This is a genomic window from Natrinema salsiterrestre, assembly GCF_029502005.1.
GTDB classification, from domain to species: domain Archaea; phylum Halobacteriota; class Halobacteria; order Halobacteriales; family Natrialbaceae; genus Natrinema; species Natrinema salsiterrestre.
This window is the reverse complement of record NZ_JAMQOT010000007.1, coordinates 173465-196889: the sequence shown is the minus strand read 5'-3', so window position 1 is coordinate 196889 and position 23425 is coordinate 173465. Positions and strand designations below refer to the sequence as shown.

General features: G+C 65.3%; 23 protein-coding genes and 2 tRNA genes. 6 read left to right on the top strand and 19 right to left on the bottom strand.

The features are described 5' to 3' along the window. Positions 1–216: 216 nt before the first annotated feature. From NDI89_RS18585 to nadA, 3 genes are all read right to left on the bottom strand, one after another. Positions 217–519, bottom strand: a complete 303-nt coding sequence (locus NDI89_RS18585) for a hypothetical protein (protein ID WP_277523695.1) — start codon at positions 517–519, stop codon at positions 217–219. An 851-nt stretch (positions 520–1370) separates the two neighbouring features. Then, entirely contained in the window at positions 1371–2906 is a 1536-nt protein-coding gene (locus tag NDI89_RS18580; RefSeq protein ID WP_277523692.1) for an L-aspartate oxidase, read from the bottom strand. Between the two features lies 1 nt (position 2907). Then, positions 2908–4041 carry a quinolinate synthase NadA gene (nadA, locus tag NDI89_RS18575; protein ID WP_277523690.1) on the bottom strand — a complete coding sequence of 378 codons (1134 nt, stop codon included), beginning with the start codon at positions 4039–4041 and terminating at the stop codon, positions 2908–2910. Positions 4042–4246: 205 nt separating this feature from the next. Here nadA and gfo6 point away from each other — a divergent pair, with 205 nt between their 5' ends. Next, positions 4247–5317 (top strand): D-xylose 1-dehydrogenase Gfo6, encoded by a 1071-nt coding sequence (gene gfo6, locus NDI89_RS18570; RefSeq protein WP_277523688.1) that lies wholly within the window; start codon positions 4247–4249, stop codon positions 5315–5317. A gap of 141 nt (positions 5318–5458) precedes the next feature. On the opposite strand, the gene NDI89_RS18565 is transcribed toward gfo6, so the two are convergent. Continuing rightward, positions 5459–5530: transfer RNA gene (locus NDI89_RS18565), tRNA-Thr, on the bottom strand. A 98-nt stretch (positions 5531–5628) separates the two neighbouring features. Further along, positions 5629–6462 (bottom strand): DUF7114 family protein, encoded by an 834-nt coding sequence (locus tag NDI89_RS18560; protein WP_277523687.1) that lies wholly within the window; start codon positions 6460–6462, stop codon positions 5629–5631. Between the two features lie 60 nt (positions 6463–6522). Here NDI89_RS18560 and NDI89_RS18555 point away from each other — a divergent pair, with 60 nt between their 5' ends. Together NDI89_RS18555 and NDI89_RS18550 are read left to right on the top strand one after the other, a co-directional pair. Next, entirely contained in the window at positions 6523–7227 is a 705-nt protein-coding gene (locus NDI89_RS18555; RefSeq protein WP_277523685.1) for an enoyl-CoA hydratase/isomerase family protein, read from the top strand. Positions 7228–7300: 73 nt separating this feature from the next. Further along, on the top strand, positions 7301–7840 hold the full coding sequence (locus NDI89_RS18550) for a GNAT family N-acetyltransferase (protein WP_277523684.1): 540 nt from the start codon (positions 7301–7303) through the stop codon (positions 7838–7840). Positions 7841–7855: 15 nt separating this feature from the next. Here NDI89_RS18550 and NDI89_RS18545 read toward each other — a convergent pair whose 3' ends face one another. Further along, a complete protein-coding gene (locus NDI89_RS18545; protein WP_277523683.1) occupies positions 7856–8650 on the bottom strand; it encodes an NAD+ synthase in 795 nt (264 codons plus the stop codon). A 316-nt stretch (positions 8651–8966) separates the two neighbouring features. Here NDI89_RS18545 and NDI89_RS18540 point away from each other — a divergent pair. Further along, positions 8967–9037 (top strand) — tRNA-Gly (locus NDI89_RS18540). A gap of 103 nt (positions 9038–9140) precedes the next feature. Here the strand turns inward: NDI89_RS18540 and NDI89_RS18535 are convergent. The 6 genes from NDI89_RS18535 to NDI89_RS18510 all read right to left on the bottom strand — a co-directional run bounded on the left by NDI89_RS18535 (position 9141) and on the right by NDI89_RS18510 (position 14084). Then, positions 9141–10106: a transcription initiation factor IIB gene (locus NDI89_RS18535; RefSeq protein ID WP_006183920.1), complete on the bottom strand. Its 966-nt coding sequence runs from the start codon at positions 10104–10106 to the stop codon at positions 9141–9143. 110 nt (positions 10107–10216) lie between these two features. Then, positions 10217–11674 (bottom strand): hypothetical protein, encoded by a 1458-nt coding sequence (locus NDI89_RS18530; protein WP_277523682.1) that lies wholly within the window; start codon positions 11672–11674, stop codon positions 10217–10219. A gap of 68 nt (positions 11675–11742) precedes the next feature. Further along, the gene (locus NDI89_RS18525) at positions 11743–12171 is read right to left on the bottom strand and encodes a universal stress protein (protein ID WP_277523681.1); all 429 of its coding nucleotides are present in this window, start codon (positions 12169–12171) and stop codon (positions 11743–11745) included. A gap of 80 nt (positions 12172–12251) precedes the next feature. Then, positions 12252–12614, bottom strand: coding sequence for a hypothetical protein (locus NDI89_RS18520; RefSeq protein WP_277523680.1), 363 nt, complete (start codon positions 12612–12614; stop codon positions 12252–12254). 1 nt (position 12615) lies between these two features. After that, positions 12616–12855 carry an amphi-Trp domain-containing protein gene (locus NDI89_RS18515; RefSeq protein WP_277523678.1) on the bottom strand — a complete coding sequence of 80 codons (240 nt, stop codon included), beginning with the start codon at positions 12853–12855 and terminating at the stop codon, positions 12616–12618. Positions 12856–12968: 113 nt separating this feature from the next. Then, positions 12969–14084, bottom strand: a complete 1116-nt coding sequence (locus NDI89_RS18510; RefSeq protein WP_425607765.1) for a KaiC domain-containing protein — start codon at positions 14082–14084, stop codon at positions 12969–12971. A gap of 219 nt (positions 14085–14303) precedes the next feature. On the opposite strand from NDI89_RS18510, the gene NDI89_RS18505 reads away from it, so the two are divergent. Then, positions 14304–15140: an NAD(+)/NADH kinase gene (locus NDI89_RS18505; RefSeq protein WP_277523676.1), complete on the top strand. Its 837-nt coding sequence runs from the start codon at positions 14304–14306 to the stop codon at positions 15138–15140. A gap of 24 nt (positions 15141–15164) precedes the next feature. Here NDI89_RS18505 and NDI89_RS18500 read toward each other — a convergent pair whose 3' ends face one another. The 5 genes from NDI89_RS18500 to NDI89_RS18480 all read right to left on the bottom strand — a co-directional run bounded on the left by NDI89_RS18500 (position 15165) and on the right by NDI89_RS18480 (position 19604). Continuing rightward, complete coding sequence (locus tag NDI89_RS18500) at positions 15165–15818, bottom strand: DsbA family oxidoreductase (protein WP_277523675.1); 654 nt, start codon at positions 15816–15818, stop codon at positions 15165–15167. 87 nt (positions 15819–15905) lie between these two features. Beyond that, positions 15906–16673 (bottom strand): DNA-directed RNA polymerase subunit epsilon, encoded by a 768-nt coding sequence (locus tag NDI89_RS18495; protein WP_277523673.1) that lies wholly within the window; start codon positions 16671–16673, stop codon positions 15906–15908. 251 nt (positions 16674–16924) lie between these two features. Further along, positions 16925–17845 carry a nucleotidyltransferase domain-containing protein gene (locus NDI89_RS18490; protein WP_277523671.1) on the bottom strand — a complete coding sequence of 307 codons (921 nt, stop codon included), beginning with the start codon at positions 17843–17845 and terminating at the stop codon, positions 16925–16927. A 198-nt stretch (positions 17846–18043) separates the two neighbouring features. Continuing rightward, the gene (locus NDI89_RS18485; RefSeq protein WP_277523668.1) at positions 18044–19183 is read right to left on the bottom strand and encodes a site-2 protease family protein; all 1140 of its coding nucleotides are present in this window, start codon (positions 19181–19183) and stop codon (positions 18044–18046) included. A gap of 76 nt (positions 19184–19259) precedes the next feature. Further along, complete coding sequence (locus NDI89_RS18480; protein WP_277523666.1) at positions 19260–19604, bottom strand: MarR family transcriptional regulator; 345 nt, start codon at positions 19602–19604, stop codon at positions 19260–19262. Positions 19605–19905: 301 nt separating this feature from the next. On the opposite strand from NDI89_RS18480, the gene mptA reads away from it, so the two are divergent. Further along, positions 19906–20832: a GTP cyclohydrolase MptA gene (mptA, locus tag NDI89_RS18475; RefSeq protein ID WP_277523664.1), complete on the top strand. Its 927-nt coding sequence runs from the start codon at positions 19906–19908 to the stop codon at positions 20830–20832. Here the strand turns inward: mptA and NDI89_RS18470 are convergent. Further along, the gene (locus NDI89_RS18470) at positions 20829–21632 is read right to left on the bottom strand and encodes a TrmB family transcriptional regulator (protein ID WP_226005169.1); all 804 of its coding nucleotides are present in this window, start codon (positions 21630–21632) and stop codon (positions 20829–20831) included. The two genes, mptA and NDI89_RS18470, sit on opposite strands and share 4 nt — an antisense overlap. Positions 21633–21713: 81 nt before the next feature. Then, positions 21714–23363 (bottom strand): DUF255 domain-containing protein, encoded by a 1650-nt coding sequence (locus NDI89_RS18465; RefSeq protein ID WP_277523661.1) that lies wholly within the window; start codon positions 23361–23363, stop codon positions 21714–21716. Positions 23364–23425 lie beyond the last annotated feature (62 nt).

Here is a 23425-nt window from a genome sequence, read left to right as displayed (position 1 = left end):
GGGATCGACTGTCTCTGAACACGACCCCCGACGCGGCTGTTGCCGATCCACGGAGAGAGAAGCGATTCGTGACCGATGGGTCGCATCGCTGGAGGGTGTCAGTAGGCGACTCAGTGTTTTGAGAGCGCGCTCGAGCGTGGTTCATCCAGCGGAAGACGTCGTTCGTCTGGTCGATCTCTCCGAGATCGTGCTCGAGACCGGTAGTGATCGGTCCGGTCAGCGTTCATCGCGTCCCTCCAGCCGTCGGATGAGGATGTGCGTTATGATTGCCAGTATCCAAGCACCCAGCGTGATGAGATAGGGCAGCGTCGTCGACCCATCGTATCCCAGTATTCCGAGTATCGAGTGCTCAAACGGGATGCTCACAGACGGGAGAACGAGAAGCCCTCCGAACCCGATTACGACGCTGACGACGGAGAGACACTCGAGGCCGTATTTGATCGGCGACTTACTACTCATATCGTTCGGTATCCTCTCGAGTGAATTGTTCGACAACAAGAGACTGATTGCATTACGCATCACCACCAGCCCATTTCAAAAAATGAACGAGACTAAACGACAGAACCCACGCGGATAGGGTCACAACTCGAACTAAACGGATGGGTCCATCATAACCGAGTACTCGAATAAGCGAGTATTCGGTCGAAATGTGAAGGCCGGGAAGAGAGAGAAGTCCCAGAAATCCAACGGCAAGGCTTCCGACGGCGATTAGTTCTAATCCTCGCTTGACTGTCGGGTGCAGTGGTATACTCACGATTAGTCGGAGTTAGTGAACGGTCGATTGACGGGTTGTTGGGGTGTGAATAGGAGCCAGAATATCAGGCCGATTTCGCCGAGAAGTGCCAGCAATGTCACCCAGAGGCTAATATCGAAAACGAGCCGAAGTGCGACTGGAATACCGAATACCACTATCGGTTCGAACAGTCGGCTGGACGTATAGAGAATTAGTCCTAAACTGCCGGAGAGGATCATGCTTCCGAGAGGAAAACCAATCCGGAAAGTTCGCCTAGTTAGCGTCCCAGCTGCTTCGTTTGATATGCGGTATACGATAAGGAATACACCAGCAGATATGAGTGAGAAAAATAGAACGCCTGTCAGTATGACCGTCCAGGCCACCATATAAGTCAATTAACAGTTCTTTATGATAAAAGTGCGTGACAATTTAGTAACAAGATAACTATAGTATAACTTTTTATAAAATTTGACCACATATTCAGAAAGAAATAGACATAATTAACTGCTATTGCTATCGGATGTGTCACGTCAGTTCATGATAGGCAAGTGAGGTATTTCTAATACATCATGTAGTGTCACAGAAACCGACTCGATCAGCAGCGCAGATACGACGATCGGAGTCACGGCGTAACGAATTAGAACGACGTCCGATCAACACCGCCGGCAGTCTCAGCCTCGAGAACGTAGTGACACCCCGTCGACTCGGTGTTCTCGCTCGCCGCGCGGGCGATCAACAGCGCGACGACGCTGGCATTCCGCAGTTCGTAGAGGTCCCGCGCCGTCCGCGTGCGGATGTAGGCGTCGACCTCGCCCTTGAGCCGCCGGAGGACCGAACTCGCGCGGGCGATCTCGTCGGGGTCGCGCTCGAGGCCCAGATACTCGTCCATCGTCTGCGTGAGACGGGTAAACTTCTCCGCGGCGAAGCGCTCGGGGAGATCGGGATCTCGATTCCGAAGTTCGGGCGCCTCGACGGGTTCCGGGTCGAAACCGGTCGCGTCGTCGCCGGCCTGCAGACCCCAGACGAGTCCCTCGAGCAGGCTGGTACTGGCCAGTCGGTTCGCGCCGTGGACGCCGGTGCGGGCGCACTCCCCGACGGCGTAGAGCCGATCGAGCGAGGTGCGGCCGCGCTCGTCGACGTCGATCCCGCCACAGAGGAAGTGCTCGCAGGGGGCGACCGGGATCTCGTCGCCCTCGATACCGCGATCGCGACACTTCTCCGCGATGGCGGGGTACTCGGACTCGAACTCGAGGGGACTCACGTCGAGCACGACCTCGCCGGTCTCCTCGCGTTCTGTCTCGACCGCGCGGGCGACGACGTCTCGCGGCGCGAGATCGCCCTGCGGGTGGTAGTCGTCCATGAACTGTTCGCCGTCACCGTTGCGCAGTACTGCGCCCTCGCCGCGCAGCGCTTCGGAAAGCAGGAACGGATCGTCGCCTGCATAGGCCGTCGGGTGGAACTGAACGAACTCCATGTCCTCGACGTCCGCACCCGCGAGCGCGGCCATGGCGATCCCGTCACCGGTCGCATCGGCGGGATTAGTGGAGCGACCGTAGAGCGCGCCGATCCCGCCGGTCGCGAGGACCGTGGCACCCGCAAAGATCGGGTGCCCCCCGGGGCCCTCGTCGCTGACGACGCCGTGGACGCGCCCCTCGGCGGTGATCAGCTCGAGGGCGGCCGTATCCTGCCGGACCTCAATGCGCTCGTGGTTGTCGATGTAGTTGAGGAACGGCCGCAGGATGTGCGTCCCCGTCGCGGCGTCGACGTGGAGGATGCGGTACTCCGAGTGGGCGGCCTCGCGCGTGTAGTCGAAGTCTCCGCCGTCGGCTTCGTCGAACCCGACCTCGAGCGTGTCGACGAGCACGTCCTCGACGGCGTCGTCGGCGTTCTCGACGAGCGCGTCGACGGCGGCCGGATCGGCCGTGCCGTCGCTGGCATCGACGATATCTTCCTTGAGCGACGCCGGGTTCCCGCGCGTCGTCGAGATGCCGCCCTGCGCCCAGTCGGTGCTGGCGTCGGCGGGCTTCGTCGCTTTCGTCAGCAGGAGGACCTCCGCGCCGTCTCTGGCGGCCGCGAGCGCGGCCGCACAGCCCGCGATGCCGCTGCCGACGACGAGGACGTCCGCCGTCTCGCCGTCGGTCGTCGTCGCCGTGCTGGTGTCGGTGTCGGTCATCTCAGATCTCGAGCATCCGATCGAGCGCGACGCCCGCGAGTTCCTTCTCCTCGGGGGCGACCTCGATCACGTTGTGTTCGCGGCCCTCGGCGAGCTCCTCGAGCACCCAGGCGAGGTAGTTGGGGTCGATCTGGCGCATGGCGTTGCAGTCCATGCAGGCGTCCCCACAGAGGGGGACGACGTCGACTTCGGGGTGCCAGCGCTGGAGGTGATTCGTGAGGTGGATCTCGGTACCGATGGCCCACGTTTCGCCGGGGTCGGCGTTTGCGACCGTTTCGCAGATCGTCGCCGTCGAGCCGGCCACGTCCGCCGCTTCGACGACCTCGCGGCGACACTCCGGGTGGACGATAACGTTGGCGTCCGGGTTGTCCGCCCGGATCTCCTCGATGTGCTCTTCGCGGAATCGCTCGTGGACCTGGCAGTAGCCGTCCCAGAGGATGATGTCGCTCTCGGCGACCTCGTCGGCGTCTTTCCCCTCGGGATCCCAGGGGTCCCACTCGGCGATCTCGTCTTCCATATCGAGCCGGTGAGCCGTGTTCTCCCCGAGGTGTTTGTCGGGAAGGAAGAGGACCTTGTCGCCCTTCTCGAAGGCGTACTCGAACGCCTCGTGGGCGTTCGAAGAGGTACAGACGAGCCCGCCCTGACTGGCACAGAAGGCCTTCAGGTCGGCGTAGGAGTTCATGTAGGTGATCGGGATGATCTCGTCGTCGGGCGCGGCCGCCGTGATCTCTGCCCACGCGCTGTCGACCTGGAGCGCCTCGGCCATTCCGGCCATCGGACACGATGCCTCCATGCTCGGGAGAATCACAGATTGGTCGTCGTCCGTGATGATGTCCGCGCTCTCGGCCATGAACGTCACGCCGCCGAAGATCACGTACTCCGCGTCGGCCTCGGCCGCCTCCGTCGAGAGCTGATAGGAGTCCCCGATGAAATCCGCGTGTTCGACGATCTCGCGTCGCTGGTAGTTGTGGCCCAGAATGACGACGTCGTCGCCGAGTTCCTCGAGCGCAGCCTCGATGCGGTCCGTTCGTTCCTCTTCCTCGAGGTCCCGATATCGGGACGGGAGTTGCTCGAGGGTGTCGTATTTGAACAGACTCAGGTCGGTGTCCAGCTCCGCCGTTTCCATTTTGACCATCTTACGTCACCTGTGGATGATTGCACATCAGTGCCGAGTATTGAATAACTTTTTCCTTCGAAAAGCGATACCGGGGGAATACCACCGGCCTATACAACGATCGAAAACCGATCATCGGTTGTTCAGTCGAGGTAATCGGTTTGGACCACTGACAGTCAGGAATCCGTTCAGTGGCCCCCTTTTCGCTGCACGTCGTAGGATTACCATGGCACTCGAAGACGCCTTCGCGAACTTCACGCGACGCGACTGGGAGCGCGAATCGGCCACGGGAACGGTCCGACTCGCGATCGTCGGGATCGGCGGGTTCGCACGACAGCGCGCACTGCCCGCGATCCACACCGGGAGCTACTGCGAGACGACGGTGCTGGTCACGAGCTCCCCCGATCGCGCGACCGACATCGCCGAGGAGTACGACGTCTCACACGTCATCGATTACGACGCGTTCCTCGCGGGCGCACGGACGGACGCCTACGACGGGATCTACGTCGCGACGCCGAACGCGTTCCACGGCCAGTACGCGACCGCGGCGGCCGACTTCGGAAAGCACGTCATCTGCGAAAAGCCCCTCGAGACGACCCTCGATCGCGCTCGAGAGATCGTCGAGGCCTGCACCGACGCCGGCGTGACCCTGATGACCGCCTATCGGCTCCAGACCGAGCCGACGGTCCGGCGCACGCGGGAACTCGTCCGCGAGGGCGTGATCGGCGACGTCGTGCAGGTCCACGGCGGCTTCTCGCATCCGCTGCTCGAAACCGCGAGCGCCGACACGTGGCGGCTCGATCCCGACCTCGCCGGCGGCGGCGCGCTGGTCGATCTCGGTGTCTATCCGCTCAATACGATTCGCTTCCTCCTCGACTGCGAGCCGACGGGCGTCTACGCCACCACCTACTCGAGCGGCGGCCCGTTCGCGAACGTCGACGAACACGTCGCCTTCCAGATCGAGTACGAGACCGGGACGACCGCCTCCTGTACGGCGAGTTTCGACGCCCACGCCAGCAGCCAGCTCGAGCTGGTCGGTACGGAGGGAAAGGTCCACATCGAGTCACCCTTCGGCGGCGTCGTCCCCCAGGAGATGGTCGTCGAGAGCGGCGACATCCGGATGGAGTACACCGGCCCGACGGTCGACGAGGTCTGCGAGGAGTTCGACTACTTCGGTCACTGCGTGCTGACGGGCACGGATCCCGAACCCGACGGCGAGGACTGCCTCGCGGACCTCCGCGCGATCGAGGCCGCCTACGAGTCGGCCGAGACGGGGTGTCGAGTGGGGCTCGAGTGAACCCTGTCCCGTTCAGTTGGGATTCGTTCGATAGCGGTCTCTCTTGGGGTGACTCGAATGCCTGCTCAGAGGTGACAGAAAGAAGAGAGAGAGTTACTCTGGACACACGAAAAACGTGTTCAGCAAGTGGAACGCAGGAAGAGCCTAGGCCGGGATTTGAACCCGGGCTCTCGTCCTTACCAAGGACGCGCTTTACCGCTAAGCTACCCAGGCGCGTACTTCTTCGTTGACCGGAGATGTCTTTATGGGTTTCGATTCCGACGGGCCGTGCGCCGAGTTGTCGTAATCCCCTTCCCGGTCGCGTCCGGCGGTCACGGATCCGTCGCCGAGGTCGCCCGATCGGTCACGTGGTCCTCGAGGGACTGCTCCCGGATCGAGGGCTCGAGATCGTCGAGGTACTCTTCGGCCGGGGGAAACGACGTGCTGACGGCGTCGGCGAGTCGCTCCGCGATGGCGAGCAGGCGCGGCGACGGGGTCGTGCCGACGGCGACGGCGCCGGTGAGAACGGCGAGTTCGAGCACGTCGCGTTCGAGGTTGGCGTCGATCGATGCCGGATCGGTGCCGTCGGTGTCGACCCCCGCCGCGGTCTCGGTGTCGGCATCCCGATCTGACGAGGGCGTCTCGAGGTCGCGATCGCCGGCGGCGAGTTCGGTGCGGCGGGTCTGATCTCGCCCGAACGACTGGACGGTTCGGACCGCCTTGCCGGCGGCGTCGGTGCGAGCCAGCAGGTAGAACCCGCGGGCGACGAGGATGTCGGCGGCGAGGATCGCGAGATCACCGTCGCCGGCGTCGGCGTCGCTCGCCGTCCAGGGCTCCTCGTGGGAGAGCGATCGGGTCAACCGCAGCCCCTCGTAGATGAGTTGGACGCCGGCCGCGTGGGTGACGACGCCGTCCAGTTCGTGGTCGCGGGTCTCATCGTCCACCGGCTCCTGTCCCCCCTCGGTCCCTGACTCGCTGTCGGCGTATCGGTCGTCCTCGGAGACCCGGCCCTCAGCAGCCATCATCGCGGCGCTCTCGAGTGTGAGCGTGCCGGGGACCATCGATGCGCGCTCGAGGGTCGCTTCGATGTAGTCGTGTAGCTGTGACGGTTCGACGTCCGCGACTGCCTCGGCGGCGGCACGCCGACAGCTGTCGGCATTCTCCATTAGCGGGGGGTTACGACGGGGGAGCCAAAGACCTTTGGAAACGCCCGATCGACTGCTGACATGATCGATGTCGCCGCAGACGGACCGATTCGCACCGTGACGATCGACCGCCCCGAGGCGCGCAACGCATTGACTGTCGACGGCCTGAAGACGCTCGAGGGGGCGATCGACGAGGCCGCAGAACCCGTGATCTACCTCCGCGGACGCGGCCCGGCGTTCTCCGCGGGAGCGGATCTGAACGAGGTCGCGGCGCTCGAGGGCGATCGGGACCGCGCGGCCGAGTTCGCGCGTCTGGGGCAACGCGTGGCCCGGACCATCGAAGACTCGCCGGCGGTCGTCGTGGCGGGGATCGACGGTCCCGCACGCGGTGGCGGCCTCGAGCTGGCGCTGGCCTGTGACGTCAGGGTCGGGACTCCGGAGTCGACCTACGGCGAACCGGGGGTCAGCTTCGGCCTGTTCGGTGCCTGGGGCGGCACCGTCCGACTGCCGCGCGTGCTGGGCGAGGGCGACGCCCTCGAGTTCGCGCTCTCGGGCCGGTCGATCGACGCCGAGGAGGCGCTCCGGATGGGCCTGATTTCGCGAATCGAGGACGATCCGCGGTCCGTCGCCGAGGAGATCGCTGGGAACGCCGAGGACGCACTCGCGGCCCTGAAACGGCGGATTCGAGACGATAGCGAACGCGCCACGCAGGAGCGACGCGAGGCGGACGCGTTCGCCGACCTCGTCGCCGCCCACGCCGACGATATCGAGGCGCTGCTCGAGTAGGCGACGTCGCTCGAGTACCCGTTCCGGAATGGTTTTTGAAAAGTGATTTATCGCGTGACAGCTACGGGAGGATATGCCCGGCCCAGTGTTTCTGGACGCCGACCGCGTCGCGCTCCGACCGATCGAGGAGGAGGACCTCGAGTTCCTGCGAGCGCAGGTCAACGATCCGACGATCTGGCGGGCGATCGGACGATCCAGACCCCTCAACGGTGAGCAGGAACGCGACTTCTTCGAGAACGTGGTCTGTGGCGACGACACCGTCGATCTGCTGCTCGTCGCCGATTCGACGCCGATCGGAACGATCGGCCTCTTCGACTTCGACTGGGAGGCCCGGACCGCCGAGATCGGGTACTGGATCGCACCCGACCACCACGATCAGGGGTACGGCACCGAAGCGACGGGACGCGTCGTCCGGTACGCCTTCGACCAGCTCGGTCTCCATCGGCTCTCCGCCCACGTGTTCGAGTTCAACGAGCCGTCACAGCGGCTTCTCGAGGGAGTCGGGTTCACGCGAGAGGGCGTCCATCGCGATGGAGAGTTCGTCGACGGCGAGCACTGGGACGTCTACTGGTACGGCCTGCTCGAGGACGAGTGGCGAGAACGGGCCGAGTGACGCGAGGAGAGCCAGTTACTCGAGGGGCTCCGGTGCCGGCGGGGCGTTCCGTTTGTGTTCGCTGCCCTCGTACATCCCGCGAACCCGCTCGACAGTTTCTTCGTCCACCTCGAGGAGTCGACAGGTCGCGGCGACCGGGAGCGGCCCGTCGATGTGGGTCGCGAGGATCGAGTCGAGCGTCTCGTAGCTGAGTCCCAGTTCCGTCTCGTCGGTCTGGTTGGCCCACAGCTCCGCGGTCGCGGTCTTGGCCGCCAGTTCCTCGGGAACGCCGACGTGACGGGCGAGCTGGCGGACCTGTCCCTTGTAGAGGTTCCCGATCGGATGGCAGTCCACGGCCCCGTCGCCGTACTTGGTGAAGTAGCCCACGGCGGCCTCGCTGCGGTTGCCCGTCCCCAGCACGAGTCGGCTCTCGTGGTTGGCGACGAGATAGTTCACGGCCCCTCGGACGCGAGCCCGCGCGTTCCCGACCGCCTCGCGGTCGCCTTCGGCCTCGGGATAGGCCGCCAGCAGCGAGTCGACGATCGGTTCGATCTCGATCACGTCGTACGTGATCTCGAGGTCCACGGCGACCCGTTCGGCGTCGCTCATGTTCTCGTCGCTGCTGACGGTCGCCGGCAGGACGAGCCCGTGGACGTTCTCCGCGCCGAGCGCCTCGACGGCGAGCGTGCCGGTCAGCGTGCTGTCGATCCCGCCCGAGAGCCCGAGGACGGCACCGTCTGCCCCCGCCGCGTCAACCTGCTCGCGAATGAAGTCCGTGATGTGTTCGCGCCGCTGCTCGAGTTCCGCCTCCGAAAACCGAAGGTCGATCATGGGGGGAACTAGGGAGGGGACGACCTAATAGCCTCCCCTCCCCGGAAAAAACTGACCGGACGGTCGATTTCGATGGATGAATTGCATGCCAGTTATCGGAACGTGAGAGCACCGAGTACGAGCGTCGGACTGTGCGTCTCGGCTGCCACGGGCTGACGGATCACCGCTTCTCCCAACCCGGACACGCTGTCTCGCTCTCACGGCGGACACGTACTACGTACTCTGCAGCGACTGCAACTCGAGACCGGGTCGTCGTCGGGCGAAGATCGCTCGAGAGCGCTACGTTGAAGTGTGATCGGCAGGTATGTTCGTGCGAGCGCCGGTGGTCCAGTGGTAGGACTCGAGCTTCCCAAGCTCGCGGCCCGGGTTCAATTCCCGGCCGGCGCACTTTTCGAGCGAGCGAAAACACGATAATAACAGCTTCGTCGTCGGAGACTCGAGAGAATGCGTTCCGCGTCTGACATCGAAACCCAAGCTCTAGTCGACCGCCTTACTCGTGAATGCCCATCGCTTCGATCTGCTCCTGATACCGGTTCCGGATCGTTACCTCGGTCACCTGCGCGACGTCCGAAACCTCGCGCTGGGTCTTCTTCTCGTTACAGAGCAGCGAGGCGGCGTAGATCGCGGCCGCGGCGTAGCCGGTCGGCGACTTGCCCGAGAGAAGCCCCTTCTCGGTCGTCGTGTCGATGATCTCGTTCGCTTTCACCTGCACCTCTTCGGAGAGCTCGAGTTCCGAGCAAAACCGCGGCACGTACTTCTTCGGGTTGACCGGCTCCATCTCGAGGTTGAGTTCCTGGGCGACGTAGCGGTAGGTGCGGCCGATCTCCTTGCGCTCGACGCGGGAGACGGCGGCGACTTCCTCGAGCGAGCGGGGGATGCCTTCCATGCGGCAGGCGGCGTAGAGCGTGCTGGTCGCGACCCCCTCGATGGAGCGGCCGCGGATGAGGTCCTCGTCGAGTGCGCGCCGGTAGATGACGCAGGCGACTTCCCGGACGGATCGGGGGATCGCAAGCGAGGAGGCCATCCGGTCGGTTTCCGAGAGAGCGAACTGGAGGTTCCGTTCGCCGGCGTCTTTGGTACGGATCCGTTCCTGCCACTTCCGCAGGCGGCGCATCTGATTGCGTTTGTCCGAGGAGATCGATCGGCCGTAGGCGTCCTGATTCTTCCAGTCGATGGAGGTCGTCAGGCCCTTGTCGTGCATCGTCTGCGTCGTCGGCGCGCCGACGCGTGACTTGTTCTGCCGTTCCGAGTGGTTGAACGCGCGCCATTCCGGGCCGTGGTCGATGTTCGTTCCCTCGACGATGAGACCGCACTGATCGCAGACGAGTTCCCCCTGATCCTCGCTCTTGACGAGCGTTCCCCCGTCACACTCGTCACACACCCGTTCGCGCTCCGGTTCCTGCGTTTTTTCTGTCGTTTCAGGATCGCGCTCGCGTTGACGGGTGGGGCTTGCCATGTCGTGTAGATAACGATGTTGCAAGGACTTAAGGGCTCGCCACCAGCAAATCGCGCTTTAATCAGCGGATCGGTACCGCCAATATCGACGAAGCGGCGTAATACGGCGCGCTACAGGTACCCGAGGAGCGTTCCGGCCAGTACGAGCAGCCACATCGCCGTTCCGACCAGCAACATATCGTTGAACGTTTCGTTTCGGGACGCCCGTTTGGCTGCGCCGCCGGCGATCAGGCCGAGAGCGACGACGACGAGCATCCGTTGGACGACGACGTCGACCGGTAGCGAGTTGACACCGAGCAGACTGTAATCGATCCAGATCGCGACCGCGAGCGAACCGGCTGCGACGACGGCGGCGTCGAGTCGCCGCGTGAGCGCTCCCGCGAGCAGGTACGTCGCGACCGGGATCCCGATCCCGATCACCGGGTAGAGGATCGCGGCGATCTGGTGGGGGGTCAGGAACGATGCCTGACGCTCGAGGGCGAGGCCGCCCATTCGAACGCCGAGGAACAGCGCCACGATGGTAAAGAAGAGGAGGACGTGGCCGGCCTCGAGGCGGTCGGCGGCGGCGGCGAGCCGCTGGCGATCGACGTCGGTGAGGTGGTCGTCGATCGCGTCCGCCGTCCGGTCGGTGATGTGGCCGTCGGTCGCGCCGGACGCGCTTCCACCGCGTCTCCCGGCTCGGATGCCGACGAGCGTCGGGACGACGAGCAGTCCGGCCAGTTCGACGAGGGTCGCCCAGCCGTCGGCGTCCGCGGAGTTCCTGTTGTCGAGGTAGACGCGGCTCACGTCCTCTTTGACGTCGACCTGCGGGTGTTTCATGAAGTCGGCCTCGACTTTGGTCTGTGCGTCCTGCGAGCCGTGGACCCGGTGGCGAAGCGTGAACCAGTCGAAGTGCTCCGAGTGGGTCTGCATCGCGACCCAGTCGTCGTCCTCGTTGGGGCTCTCGTAGAGCCGGATGTGGTAGCGCTGTCCGTAGTAGTCGCCGTCCTCGAGCTGGCGCGTTTCGGTGATCCAGTAGCCGCTCTCGTTCGGCCCGGGATCGACGTAGGCGTACCGGGTGCCGCCGTCGGCCTGCCCCCAGTCGAGGTCCGGAAGGGTGACCGGGGTCTCGTTCGACGCCTCGTCCTCGTCGGTCGCGTTCTCGGTGGATTCGTTGGTCGTCGTTTCGGTGTCGGTTTCGGGTACCGATTCCGTTTCGTTGTCGGTCTCGTTCTCGTCGGTGAGCGAGAACGTATCCGGCAGTGCTTCCTCCTCGGACTCGTTCATCTCCTCCCAGTTACCGCCGTCGGTCTCGGTCAACACCCGCTCGACGTCTTCGGTGTCGCCGCGGACGACCACGTTGATCGGGCTTCGCTTCTGGAAGCTCTTCGTCGGACTGAGATACTCCCAGAAGCCGCTTTCGGAGCCCTCGAGCGTAACGAGCTCCGGCGTCGACTTCGTTTGGGTCGGCTGGGCGGGCGCGTCCGCCGTCGTCTGGCTGGTCGACACCGAGAGCAACAGCGACGGCCCGCCGACCAGCAGGAAGGCGAGAACGAGCAGCACACCCGCGATTACGATCGATCGACGCATCTCCTACTCACTACCCACGGAGACCATATCAAACCATCCGTGACGGTTCTCGACGGCGTCCGACCCGATCAAACGTCGGGCCCGACGGTCGTAACGGGAACGGGGGCGTCACGGACGACGCGCTGGGAGACGCTTCCGACGACGTTCCGTTCGTACTCGTCGCCGCTGGTCCCCATGACGATCAGATCGGCGTCGATCGTCGCGGTGGCGTCGAGGATACATTCGACCGGGTTGCCGGTGTCGACCGCCGTCGTCGTCTCGAGACCGCGGTCGGCGGCACGGGTCGCCGCCTCGTCGACCGCCTCGTGGGCGCTCGTTCGGAGGTCATCGCGGACTCGCTCGATGCGGTCGTCGTCGAGAACCAGAAAGGCGCGGTCGTCGACGACCGAGAGGACGTGGAGCGTCGCGTCCCTCGTGGCCGCGATATCGATCGCGTGATCCGCAACGGTCGCCGCGTGATCGCTGCCGTCCGTCGGGAACAGGATCGTCTCGTACATCGTTTGCTACTCGGGTCTCTCGAGCGAACGACCAAAGCGGTTCCCCACGTTCTCGCCCGATGGGAAGTTCCGGGGTCGGCCTAGACGCCCGGAATGCCGAGCGCGTCGGGCGTGACGAAGCCGACGACCGCGAGCGCGTAGAGGATGCCGACTGCGACGATCCAGGCGACGAAGCCGATCGCGGCCGCGGATCCCCAGCCGCCGGGGTAGCGCCAGTTGATGACGCCGACCCAGATGATCAGCATCAACACCACGCCCAGAATGGGGATCCAGCCGACGAAGAAGCTCGTGATCGCCCAGGCGGCCGCGCCGATCAGCGCGGTCACCGCCGCGTTGACGAAGCTCGCGTCCCTGTCCAGCACGAGCCGCGCACCTGCGAGGATGCCGATCGTTCCCACGAGCAGACTCAGGACGAAGATGAGGATGGAGTCCGCGGCGGCCATGTCAGGGTTTCCAGCTCAGTTCGATCTCGACTGTCTCACGGTTCCCCCGGAGCATCGACGAGCGTTCGACGACCTCGACCGAGACGTCGACGTTGTGGGGCGGGCTGAGCGACACGTTCTTGTTCCCGACCGGAACGATCACCTCCTCGTCCTCGCCCTCGAACTCCCTCGCGAGGTCCTGAAAGTACGCGGCGAGTTCCTCTCGCGGCAGTGTCTCGTCGGCTGTCGTCCGTTGCGCCATGCGGATCCATCGGACACCTGTCCGCAAAAGTATGGGCCATGAACGCGCCGATAAGTGTCCCTTACTGGACTGAAACGCGCTGTCGCGGCCGCTCGCCGGAACGGTGGCGAGGGCTAGAACAGATTCGCCTGCTGGTAGACGGAAATTCCCTCGTTCGTGATCTCGTACGGTTTCTTTTCTCGAGAGTGGTTCGCGTCGCGGATCTTCTGAATCTCGATCGCGAGCCGGGTCTCGCGGAAGTCGTCGGGCCGGACGTACTGCAGGACGAAGACGGCGTCCGTGAGATACTCGACGATGCCGTACCGCGAGGCGTAGGGCGTCTCCTCCGACGCCTCGCTGGTCAACAGCGCGGTGACGCCCGCCTCTTTCAGGCTCCGGGAGAAATCGTAGATTTCGTTCCGCCGTTTCGCCCGGTCCTCGTACATCATCTCGAGCAAGGAGACGGAGTCCAACACGAGCCGCGAGGCGTCGAACTCCTCGACGAGCGCGGGAAGTTCGTTGCGGATCGACGCCAGACTGTTGGCCATCTCGATGGGATCGACGTCGACGACGGCGAGTTGCCCGTCGGCGACGTACTCGTCGAACGCGTAGCCCTTCTCGGTCGCGCTGTTGATGACCCGGTCGCGGCTCTCCTCGAGCGTGATGAACACCGCACGCTCGCCCTGCTCGAGGCCGTGATGGAGAAACTGGAGGCCGAAGGTGGTCTTGCCGGTCCCGGCGCTGCCCATCGCGACGATCAGCGATCGCTCGGGAACGCCGCCCTGAATCATCCTGTCGAGGCCGTCGATGCCGAGATCGAGCCGGGGCAGTTCGGAGTCGATCTCCTCGTCGAAGTCGGGTTCGTCACTGCCCTCGAGGACGAAATCGAGGTCGTCGAACCCCTCGGGGCCGGCTACCGGGCCGTCACCACCGTCTTCGTCGTCGATGGTGGGGGTCTCGACGTCCTGTAGCGCCGAGCCGAACCCCTCGTCGAACAGGGAGTCGTCCTCGGCATCGTCGCGAGTCGCCGTTCCGTCCGCTTCGGACGGCACCTCGCCCGGCTGCTCGGCCGCCGGAGCACTACCGTCGGGCGGCCCGTCGGAATCGGCGCTCTCCGGCGTGTCCGAGGGATCGTCGTCGCGCGGAAACTCGGTCCACTCCTCGTCACCGTCCGTCTCCTCGTCCGCATCGCTCGCGTCTTCGCCCTCGAGCGCGTCTTCGAACCAGTCGTCGTCACTCACGGCGATCACCTGCGGGTAGCCGAGACCGAGCGAAAACGCACGGGGCCCTCCCCGCCGCCGGCGACGATGCGGCGGCGGGGAGACGCGGGTGGACGGGAGCCATACTGGACACTGCGACGAGGTCGTCGCTATCGTTCACGTGACCGGAGTCACTCCATCCCGATTAAGCTTGTTGCTGTCGGCCGGACAAGCGTGGGTTTTTGACGACGGGGCGGGTAGCCGCCGTCGATGGACGTCGCCGTCGGAATCGTCGCCCAACGTGACAACGAGCATGCACAGGCGCTGGCCGTCGACCTCGTGGAGGCCCTCGAGCGCGACGGAGCGAGTGTCGTCGTCGACGAGTCGACCGGCGGTGCGATCGACGCGACCGCCGTCCCGGTCGCGGCGATGGCGGGTCGGGATCTCGTCGTGAGTATCGGCGGCGACGGAACGCTGTTGTTTGTCGCCCGAGAAGTCGGATCGACCCCGATCCTCGGGATCAATCTCGGCGAAGTCGGCTTTCTCAACGCCGTCGCACCCGCCGACGCGCTCGGCGTCGTCACCGGTCTCGCGGCCGAACTCGACGAAACGGGAGCGGTGCCGGAACGCGAACTGTCGCGGCTGCGAGCGACCGGCGTCGACGCGGACTGGACGCTCGAGCCGGCTCTCAACGAGGTCGTCGTTCACGGGCCGCGACGGGGAAACGGCGGCGGCGCGACTATCGAGGTGCAGGCCGACGGACAACAATACGTCGAGAGCCACGCGGACGGCGTTCTCGTCGCCACGCCGACGGGCTCGACCGCCTACAACTTGAGCGAAGGCGGGCCGCTGGTTCATCCCGCCGCCGAGGCGCTCGTCGTCACGCAGATGGCCGCGACCGACTCGATGCCGCCGCTGGTCGTCGAGCCCGATACCGAACTCGTCCTCACCGTCTCCGGTGCCGAGACCGGCTACGCGATCAGCGACGGACGCAATCGACAGCGACTCGAACTGCCCGCGACGATCTCCGTCTCGCTCGCGGCGGAGCCGGTCCGGCTCGTCGGCCCGCAGGCGAACTTCTTCGACGGGCTCGACAAACTCGAATAAGCCGTTCAGATCCTCGACCGATCCCTACCGATCGCCCTCGACGAGTCGCTCGAGGTGTTCCGGCGGGACCGATCCCCGGGCGGCGTGGCCGTCGGAGACGAACGTCGGCACGCCGGTGATCCCCTTCTGCTGGGCCTCGGCGAACCTGTCCTCGAGTTCCGCTCGGATGCCGTCGTCCGCGATCGCGTCGCGGATCTCCTCGACGGGGAGCTCGGCGTCCGCCGCGAGGTCGGCCAGTACGTCGACGTCGCCGATGTCGCGGCCGTCCTGCCAGAGCGCCGTGTAGATCGACTCGTCGAATTCCGCCCACCGCTCGGGGTATTCCTGCTTGACGTACCACGAGGCGACCTGCGCGTTCAACGAGTCGACGTCGGTCGCGATCTCCTGTGCCATCTCCACGCCGTACTCCTCCTGGAGCCGGCGGACGTTCTGTCTCGCCTGCTCGTAGTAGTCCTCGCCCTTGCCGTCGTCGACGTCGTGATCGATCGAGCCGTCCGCGTTCCGCTTCCCGCTGCGCAGATCGAAGGGGTGCCAGTCGACCTCCAGCGGCTCGTCGCGTCCCTCGCGGTACTGCTCGAGCGAGCGCGTGCCGAGGTAACAGAACGGGCAGACGTAGTCGGCGTAAATTTCGATGCGATCGGTCGTCGACGGCGTGGATCCGGTGTCAGCGTCAGCCATAGCTCCGGTAGGAGCCACCGACGGAAAAGTCGCCGGTCACCGGCAGTCGACTCGTGACGAGGTGTGGATCCGGTCGGCGGCCGGTCGTTAACTCTCGGTTCCGGCAGCCGTCTCCGCGGCCTCGGCGTTCGACTCGGTCACGTCCGGGAGGTTCGGGTCCCGATACGGGTTCCGCCCGTAGGCCGGCAGGTCGTCCTCGAGTTGGGCCTTCAGGACGCGACGAAGCCGATTCAGACTCGTCGTATCGAGTCCGTACTCGGCCGCGAGTCGTTTGAACCCCTCCTCGTCGGTGATGTCGTGGGCCCGATACTGGGCGAACAGTTCCTCCATCCGGTCGGCCGAGAGCTCCTGTGCGTCGATATCGTCCAGCCCGAAGTACTGCTGGCGGTCGACGTCGACGACGTGGCGGATCACCACCAGCGCGACCTTCGGGATCGCCCGCTGGCTGCCGAACTCGGTGAGGTCGATCTCGTCCATGACCCCCAGCGCGAGGTCTCGCTGCCACGGCGTCACCTCGAGGGCGTTACACAGCGCCTGCGTCGTTCGGAGCCGGTCGAGGTGGTGGGCGCGCTCGCTGTAGCCGGGCGTCGCCGCGTGCTGTTCGTCGTGGAGGCGGCGCACGCTCTCGGAGAGGTCCGCCTCGGGCGAGTCCGCGCGACCGATGACCGTCGCACTCGGCGTGACGACGCCCCATCGGCGGACCGTCGAATCGCGCTGGACGTCCGCCCGCGAGAGCGACCCGGACCCGGGTCGGGTCTCGAGATGGCGCTCACCGTCGAAATCGGGTTCGACACCGTCTCCGACGGCCGACGCTCGCTCGGACGCTGGACCTGGATCGGCACCGTCGTCTTGCATCAGTTGTCGCTGAGAGGGGGAGAGTGAAAAAGGCTCGCTCCGCACAGCGATCCGTGAAACCGGACAGACAGCCGCTCTGATAGGTTATCCTACTGCGTGATCCGGAACGATCGCCGATTTCCGGTGCGTAACGATCGACACCGGTGCATCGCGGTCGCTCCGGTGCCGGACGAACCACTCCGCGAAAAGCCCTTCGTAGCTTCACCTTGTGACCAGAGGTACTTAAAGAATGGATCGGCGAGCGGACGCTGCTAGCGGACGGCTCGGAGCATCTCGTCGATGTATCCGTCCAGCCGTTCGGTATCGGGCCCGGCTCGAGCGTGCACGTCCGGCTCGATCTCTCGTGGCGGGTGTGCGAACTCGCGGCCCACGGCGTCGCCGACGTCGACATCGCCCTCGCCCGCCCGCTTGCGCTCGAGCAACTCGCGAGCGCGGTCGATCCGTTCGGCGTCGAAGACCGCGGGCGCTTGCTCGGTCAGGAACGCCTCGAAGTCGAGGGCCGGTAACTCGTGTGCGCCGCTCTCGCCGGTCGTTTTGAGGTAGTACGCCGACATGGCGGCCCGACAGATCGTCAGGTTTCGCTTCACCGTCGGTTTCGTCTGGGTCTCGGTGAACCGGTCGTCGTCGGCCGGCACCGTCGTCGTTCCGTCGCCGGTTTCGACGGTGTACGTGTCCTCGCCCGCGTCGACGATCGGGACGGTCTCGTCGTCGGTTCGGACCAGGTGGTGCGAGACGTACGTGCGGTAGTTGTTCGTCGCGATCCCGCGCCACGTGTGATACAGGTCGATCGGGTTGTAGGTCCGCTCGAGGTAGTCGGCGAGGTCGGCGGGATCGTACGCCACCCGATAGCGAATCGGACTTCGCAGCAAATCGATCGCGCCCTCGTTCGAATCCGCGAGCAGCCCTGCGAACGTCCGCACGTCCCAGCCCTGATACTCGAGCTCGCCACGGTCCGCGACGATAGTTTCGGGCGGTCCCTCGAGGTGGGCGTACCGGCGCAGATCGCTCGGGACGAAGACGAACCCGACGTCGTAGTCGCTGTCAGGACTCGCCGCGCCCCAGGCGTGGCTCCCGCGGGCGACCGCCAGTACGACCGCGACGTCGTACTCGCGTTCGATCGCCGTCAGGTGCTCGTCGACGCTCCGCTGGACGTGATTCGGGACGGGAGACATGGTTGTGGCTCGAGTCGTCGAAAACGGAACTGCGAGAAGACCGGCGTGCCGAATGCCCTTCGTAGCTTCACCTTGTGACCAGAGACACTTAAAGAACGATCGGAACCGGGCCCGCCGAGGGGACCGTTCCGAAGTCGGCCGATACGCGAACCGGTGACCCTCCGTGTCGCGGATCCGTCGCACCCTCGAACGCGTTCGCTACCCGCCGATCGAACTCTGAAAGCCGCGTCGAACCGTCATGGCGTGGGCGTAATCGGATTGCGAGAGAACACCGACGATCTCCCCGGCCTTCTCGACGAGTACGTTCCCGTTCCCGGACTGGTTCACGACGGGGAGCGTGTCGAAGGCGTCGGCAGTCGATTCGATACGCGGGACGTCCTGCATCACGTCTTCGAGGCGGGTCGATCCCCGGTCGTCCCCTCGAGACGTCCGGAGATCCTCGAGCGTGACGACGCCGACGACCGCCCCGGTCCCGTCCGTGACGAGGTGAACGGATTGACGGTCGCGGATCATCCGGTCACCGAACGCCGCGATCGTCGTGTCGGCGGAGACTGTCGCTGGATCCCGGGTCATGATGTCGCCGACGGTGATTCCCTCGAGCAGTTCGTCGAGGAGGACGGTTCGCGACTCCGTGGTCGCCGCGCCGTAGATGAAGAAGGCGAGGAGCAGGAGAATGAGCTGGAAGTTGAGGATCCCGACGATAGCGAACAGGAACGCGAAGCCGACGCCGACTCGCGCCGCGATCCGCGTCGCGCTCCCGTAGGGACGGGAGCGAGCCAGGAGCGCGCGGAAGATGCGTCCGCCGTCCATGGGGAACGCGGGGAGGAGGTTGAATCCCGCGAGGATCAGGTTCGTGATGGCCAGATACCCGAGGACGAACCGGGTGACCTGCAGGGAGTCCGGCGCGACGAGAACGGCGACGTAACAGCCGGCGGCCACGAGAACGCTCGTGATGGGGCCGGCGATGGCGATCCAGAACTCGCGGTCCCACTCCTTTGGCAGCGTCTTCAGCGACGCGATGCCGCCGAGGATCCACAGGGTGATCGACTCGATCTCGATGTCGTATCGCAGCGCGACCCACGAGTGGCCCAGTTCGTGCAGCGTGACGCTCACGAACAGCCCGACCGCTGCCGTGATGCCGATGAGCCACGGCGTCGTCCCCGCGAGGAGACGGGAGAGGTCGAATCCGGTCCCGGTGAGTCCGTCGATGAACCCGGCGTACAGTTCGATCTGCTGCCCGCTTCCGATGAGCCATGCGAGGATCGGGAGGAAAATCAGCAACGACGTGTTGATCCGAATCGGAATATCCCAGATCTCCGTAATAGTGTAACTTCGCACACTCACCGCTGGCACTCCGGGGTCTTAGGTGACCGGGAAACGGATCGCCGTGTCGGTTACCGGATCGCCGTGTAGGTCACTCGAGTCGCGTGCCACAGCCGGGACAGAACTGAACCGCCTGGAAGATCGGATGGGAGTACCTGATCTCGAACTCGCGGCCGCAGTCCGGACACGCGTGTGTCGGCGGTTCCCGGATCCAGACGGCGCGATCCGACTCGAGTTCCTTCCGTCGGATCCGTCCGTCGTCGGTGAGTCTCTTCAAGAGCGTGCGGGCGAGCCGCTTCGGGATATCGAGAATCGCGGCCAGTTCACCGGAGGTGTAGGGTTCGAACGGCTCCATTTCGTCGCACACGTCGGTGGCGGAGGGAGCAGTGCCGTCCGGGGTCTCGTCGTCGTTCGGCGACTCGCGCTCGCTAGTCACGGTATCGAAGGACTGGGACGGGGCGACCGTAATCCTATCCCTGTCATTTCGCGTGGCTGCCGCCATGACTCGAGCCGTACCGCTCGTGGCCGGAACGTCAGCGCCGCTGAGAGGAGTAGTAGTGCAACTATCGAATCGGCATCCCGGAGAACGACCGTCTTCCCGTCATATCTCAACCTTGAGACCAGAGGCACTTAAAGAAGCGACGGCTCGCTCGAGTCCGTACCCGGGCTCACGGCACGTCGAGCCAGTAACTACTGGTTCCGAAAGGTTGAATCGCACCCTACCCTGAATGCGGGCAATGAGTCATCAGCTGCCGGACGTGCAGGCGACGTCCCCCGACGTGACCGTCGGCCTGAGTCAGGTCGGCGTCACCGGCGTCGACAAGCTCGTCAAGATCGCCCGCGAGGGCAAGCGACCGATCGTCCTGACCGCCGAGTTCGAGGTCTTCGTCGACCTCCCGGGGTGGCGAAAGGGCGCGGACATGAGCCGCAACATGGAGGTCATCGACGAGATCCTCGAGGACGCGACCCGCGAGGAGGCCTACGGCGTCGAGGAAGTCTGCGGCGAGGCCGCCGAACGGCTGCTCGAGCGACACGATTACACGTCGCGGGCGGAGGTCTCGATGGAGGCCGAGTTCATGCGGCGCGAACAGACGCCCGCGAGCGACCGGGAAACGCAACACACCGTCGATATCGTGGCCTCGGCGACGGCGACCGACGAGGGGACTCGCGAGGAGATCGGTGCCACGGTCACCGGGATGACCGTCTGTCCGTGCTCGCAGGGGATGTCCACGTCCCGCGCGAAACAGACCCTCGAGGACCTCGGCGTCGAGGAGGAGACGATCGCGGAGTTCCTGGAGGAAGTACCGCAGCCGGGGCACTCCCAGCGGGGTCACGCGACGCTGACCGTCGAAGCCAACGGCGATCCGTCGGTCGACCTGAACGACATCATCGACATCGCTCGGGATTCGATGAGCGCCCGGATCTACAACCTCGCGAAGCGACCCGACGAGGACCACATGACCTACGAGGCCCACGCCGACGCGAAGTTCGTCGAGGACTGCGTGCGGGCGCTGGCCGAGGGCGTCGTCGACGAGTTCGATCACCTGGCCGACGACGCGGTGATCACGATGAGCCAGTCCAACGACGAGTCGATCCACCAGCACAACGCCCACGCCGAGCGCATCGTCGAAATGGGGACGCTCCGGGAAGAAATCGACCGTTAGAACTCGAGCGGCTCCGCTTCCGTCCACCGCGGGGCGAACTCCTCGTGGACGTTCGCCGCGAACTCCGGATCCTTCAGGTCGATCATACCGAAGGCCTCGCCCGAAGAGAGCGGGTTGGGAACCTGAATGCAGACTTCGACGCCGTCGATGATGTTGAACGAGCCCGTCACGTCGTCGTGCGTTCGGACGTCGAAGTCCTCGCGCTGTTGGAGGGTCTCTCGGTACCGTCGACCCACCTCCTCCGACATCGAGGCGACCATCTCGCGGGTCATCAACAGGTCGATCGAGACGCCCCGATCGAGGGCGTCCTCGAGCTGGGCGTTGATCTCCTCGCTGACGGCCTGCATGTCCCACTGGGGGGACGGATGGGACGAGACCATCACGATATCGCGGTCGGCGGCCGCGAGCCGTTCCAGGAGGAGGTCGATCGTCTCCTCGGGACCGACGGCGGCGGTCCAGAACTGTTCCTCGACCGGCTCGGCCGCGTCGAGCTCGTCGGCCAGATCGTCGACGATCGACTCGTACTGGTCGGCCTTCTCCTCGAGTTCGCGCTTCTTGTCCTCGAGCAGCCGATCGAGCGCCGTCGAGGGCTCGACGGCGACGTACTTCTTCGGCCGGCTCGCGGTCTGACTCCGGACCAGATTGTACTGTTCGATACTGTTGAGCACGTCGTAGATCCGCCCCATCGGAACGTCGCTCGCTCGTGAAAGTTCCTTGGCCGTTGTCGGGCCGGTGTTCAGTAACGATCGGTAGGCTCGAGCCTCGTACTCCGAGAGCCCGAGGTCCCTGAGACTGGCCATGTCACGACAGACCAACCGGAGGGCCATAAACGCTGTGGTAGTTTGATACGGGATCGGTCTCGGCGGGTTCGTGGCCGAGCGTCAGTCCAAAACGGTCTGAATTCGTTCGCTCAACTCGTCGGGAGTTTCGGCGGGTGCCGACATCCGATCGCCTCGTTCGGCCCGCGCAGTTCCCGCGTCGAGGTCGTCGGCGTCGGGAACGACCACCTTCTCGTGGTCCGCGAGCCGAAGCGCCGCCCGGTGGAGGTCCGAGCCCGGGTCGGCCGCGACCCGGATCACCAGCGGGCCCTCGAGCAACCGGGACACCGCCGTCGCGTAGCGGGCGATCTGGACGCCGAATCGGTCGCTGGCCCCCGCGAACGTCTCGAGGGTCGCTCGAGCGAACTCGCGGTAGCGGTCGTCGCCGGTGAGGACTGCCAGATCGATCAGCGCGTCCGCGAACGCGACGTTGGCGTCGAGGGGACGCAGCGGCCGGTCGCACAGGCCGACGCCCTCGGCGGGCCCGTCGAGGAACGAGTCCTCGTCGCGGAGCCGATCGATCGTCGACTCCGCGACGCGCGTCGCGTCCTCGAGCGCGTCCGTCTCGAGGGTGCTGGCGGCCGTCGTCAGCGCCGCCAGCGCACGCGCCTGATTCGTGAGGAGCGGGACGGGATCGCCGTCGGCGGTGCGTTCCGCGCGCTCGTCGAGCGCATGGACCGCGACGCCGTCTTGGAGCAGGTCTTCGCGGAGGGTCGCGAGCGCGCGCTCGGCGTACCGGCGGGCCCGCTCGTCGTCGGTGTAGGCGTAGTAGGTGAGCAGCCCCTCGATGGCAAGCCCGTTCGAGCCGGCGAAAACGCCTCGATCGACCGGCGGCTCGTCGGCGGCCGCTCGATCGGTCGCGTCGAGGCTGTGCGCATCGTCGTCACCGGGGGCCTGGCTGTTCGCGAAGGCGTCGGCGTCGGGGTTCCAGAGCGTCGTGGTCAGGAACTCGATCGTGCGATCGGCGGGCTCGCGGTACTCGTCCTTGCCGGTGTGGAGGTAGGCGTTGGCGAAGGCCCGAACGAGCGCGCCGTTGGAGTCGAGCAGTTTCTCGCGCTGGACCCCCGACCAGTCGCGATCGGTCGCGAACCGATAAAAGCCGCCGTCGTACTCGTCGAGCAGGTTCGCGCCGACCGCGTCGTACGACCGCAGCGCCATCTCCCGGTCGCGCTTCAGCGCGAACTCGAGGGCGTCGGGAAGCGGGAACTTCGGGCTCTCTCCCCAGCCGCCGGCGGTCTCGTCGTACGTGTCGGTGAGGTGGCCGAGCATTCCGGTTTCGATGTCGGTCGTCAGCTCGCCGGCCGGCGGGTTGTCCTCTCGCAACGGCCGCGGGACCCGCGCCGCGCCGCTGCCTTTCGTCTCCCACATGGTTCGAACGCTGTCGAGGACCTGCCGCATCCCGTCGGGGCCGAGGTAGCCCGCGCCGGTCAGGACCTTTCCGTCGGGTGCAAGGAACACCGTCGACGGAAACCCGCCCATGTTGTACCGATCGCGAACGCGCGGATGCCGATCCACGTCGACTCGCACGGGAATGAAACTGTCGTTGATGTTGGCCGCGATTCGGGGCTCCGAATACGTCTCCTCGTCCATCTCGTGGCAGTGATCGCACCACGTCGCAGTCAGCGAGAGCAAGACGGGAACGTCGGCCGCGTCGGCGTCGTCGAAGGCGGCCTGTTCCCACTCGCGCCACTCGACGCGCGTCGTATCGTCCATACCGGACCGAGGCGCGTGCCGAGGGTAAGCCCTTCGTTCGCACGCGACGCGGCCCGGCGTCG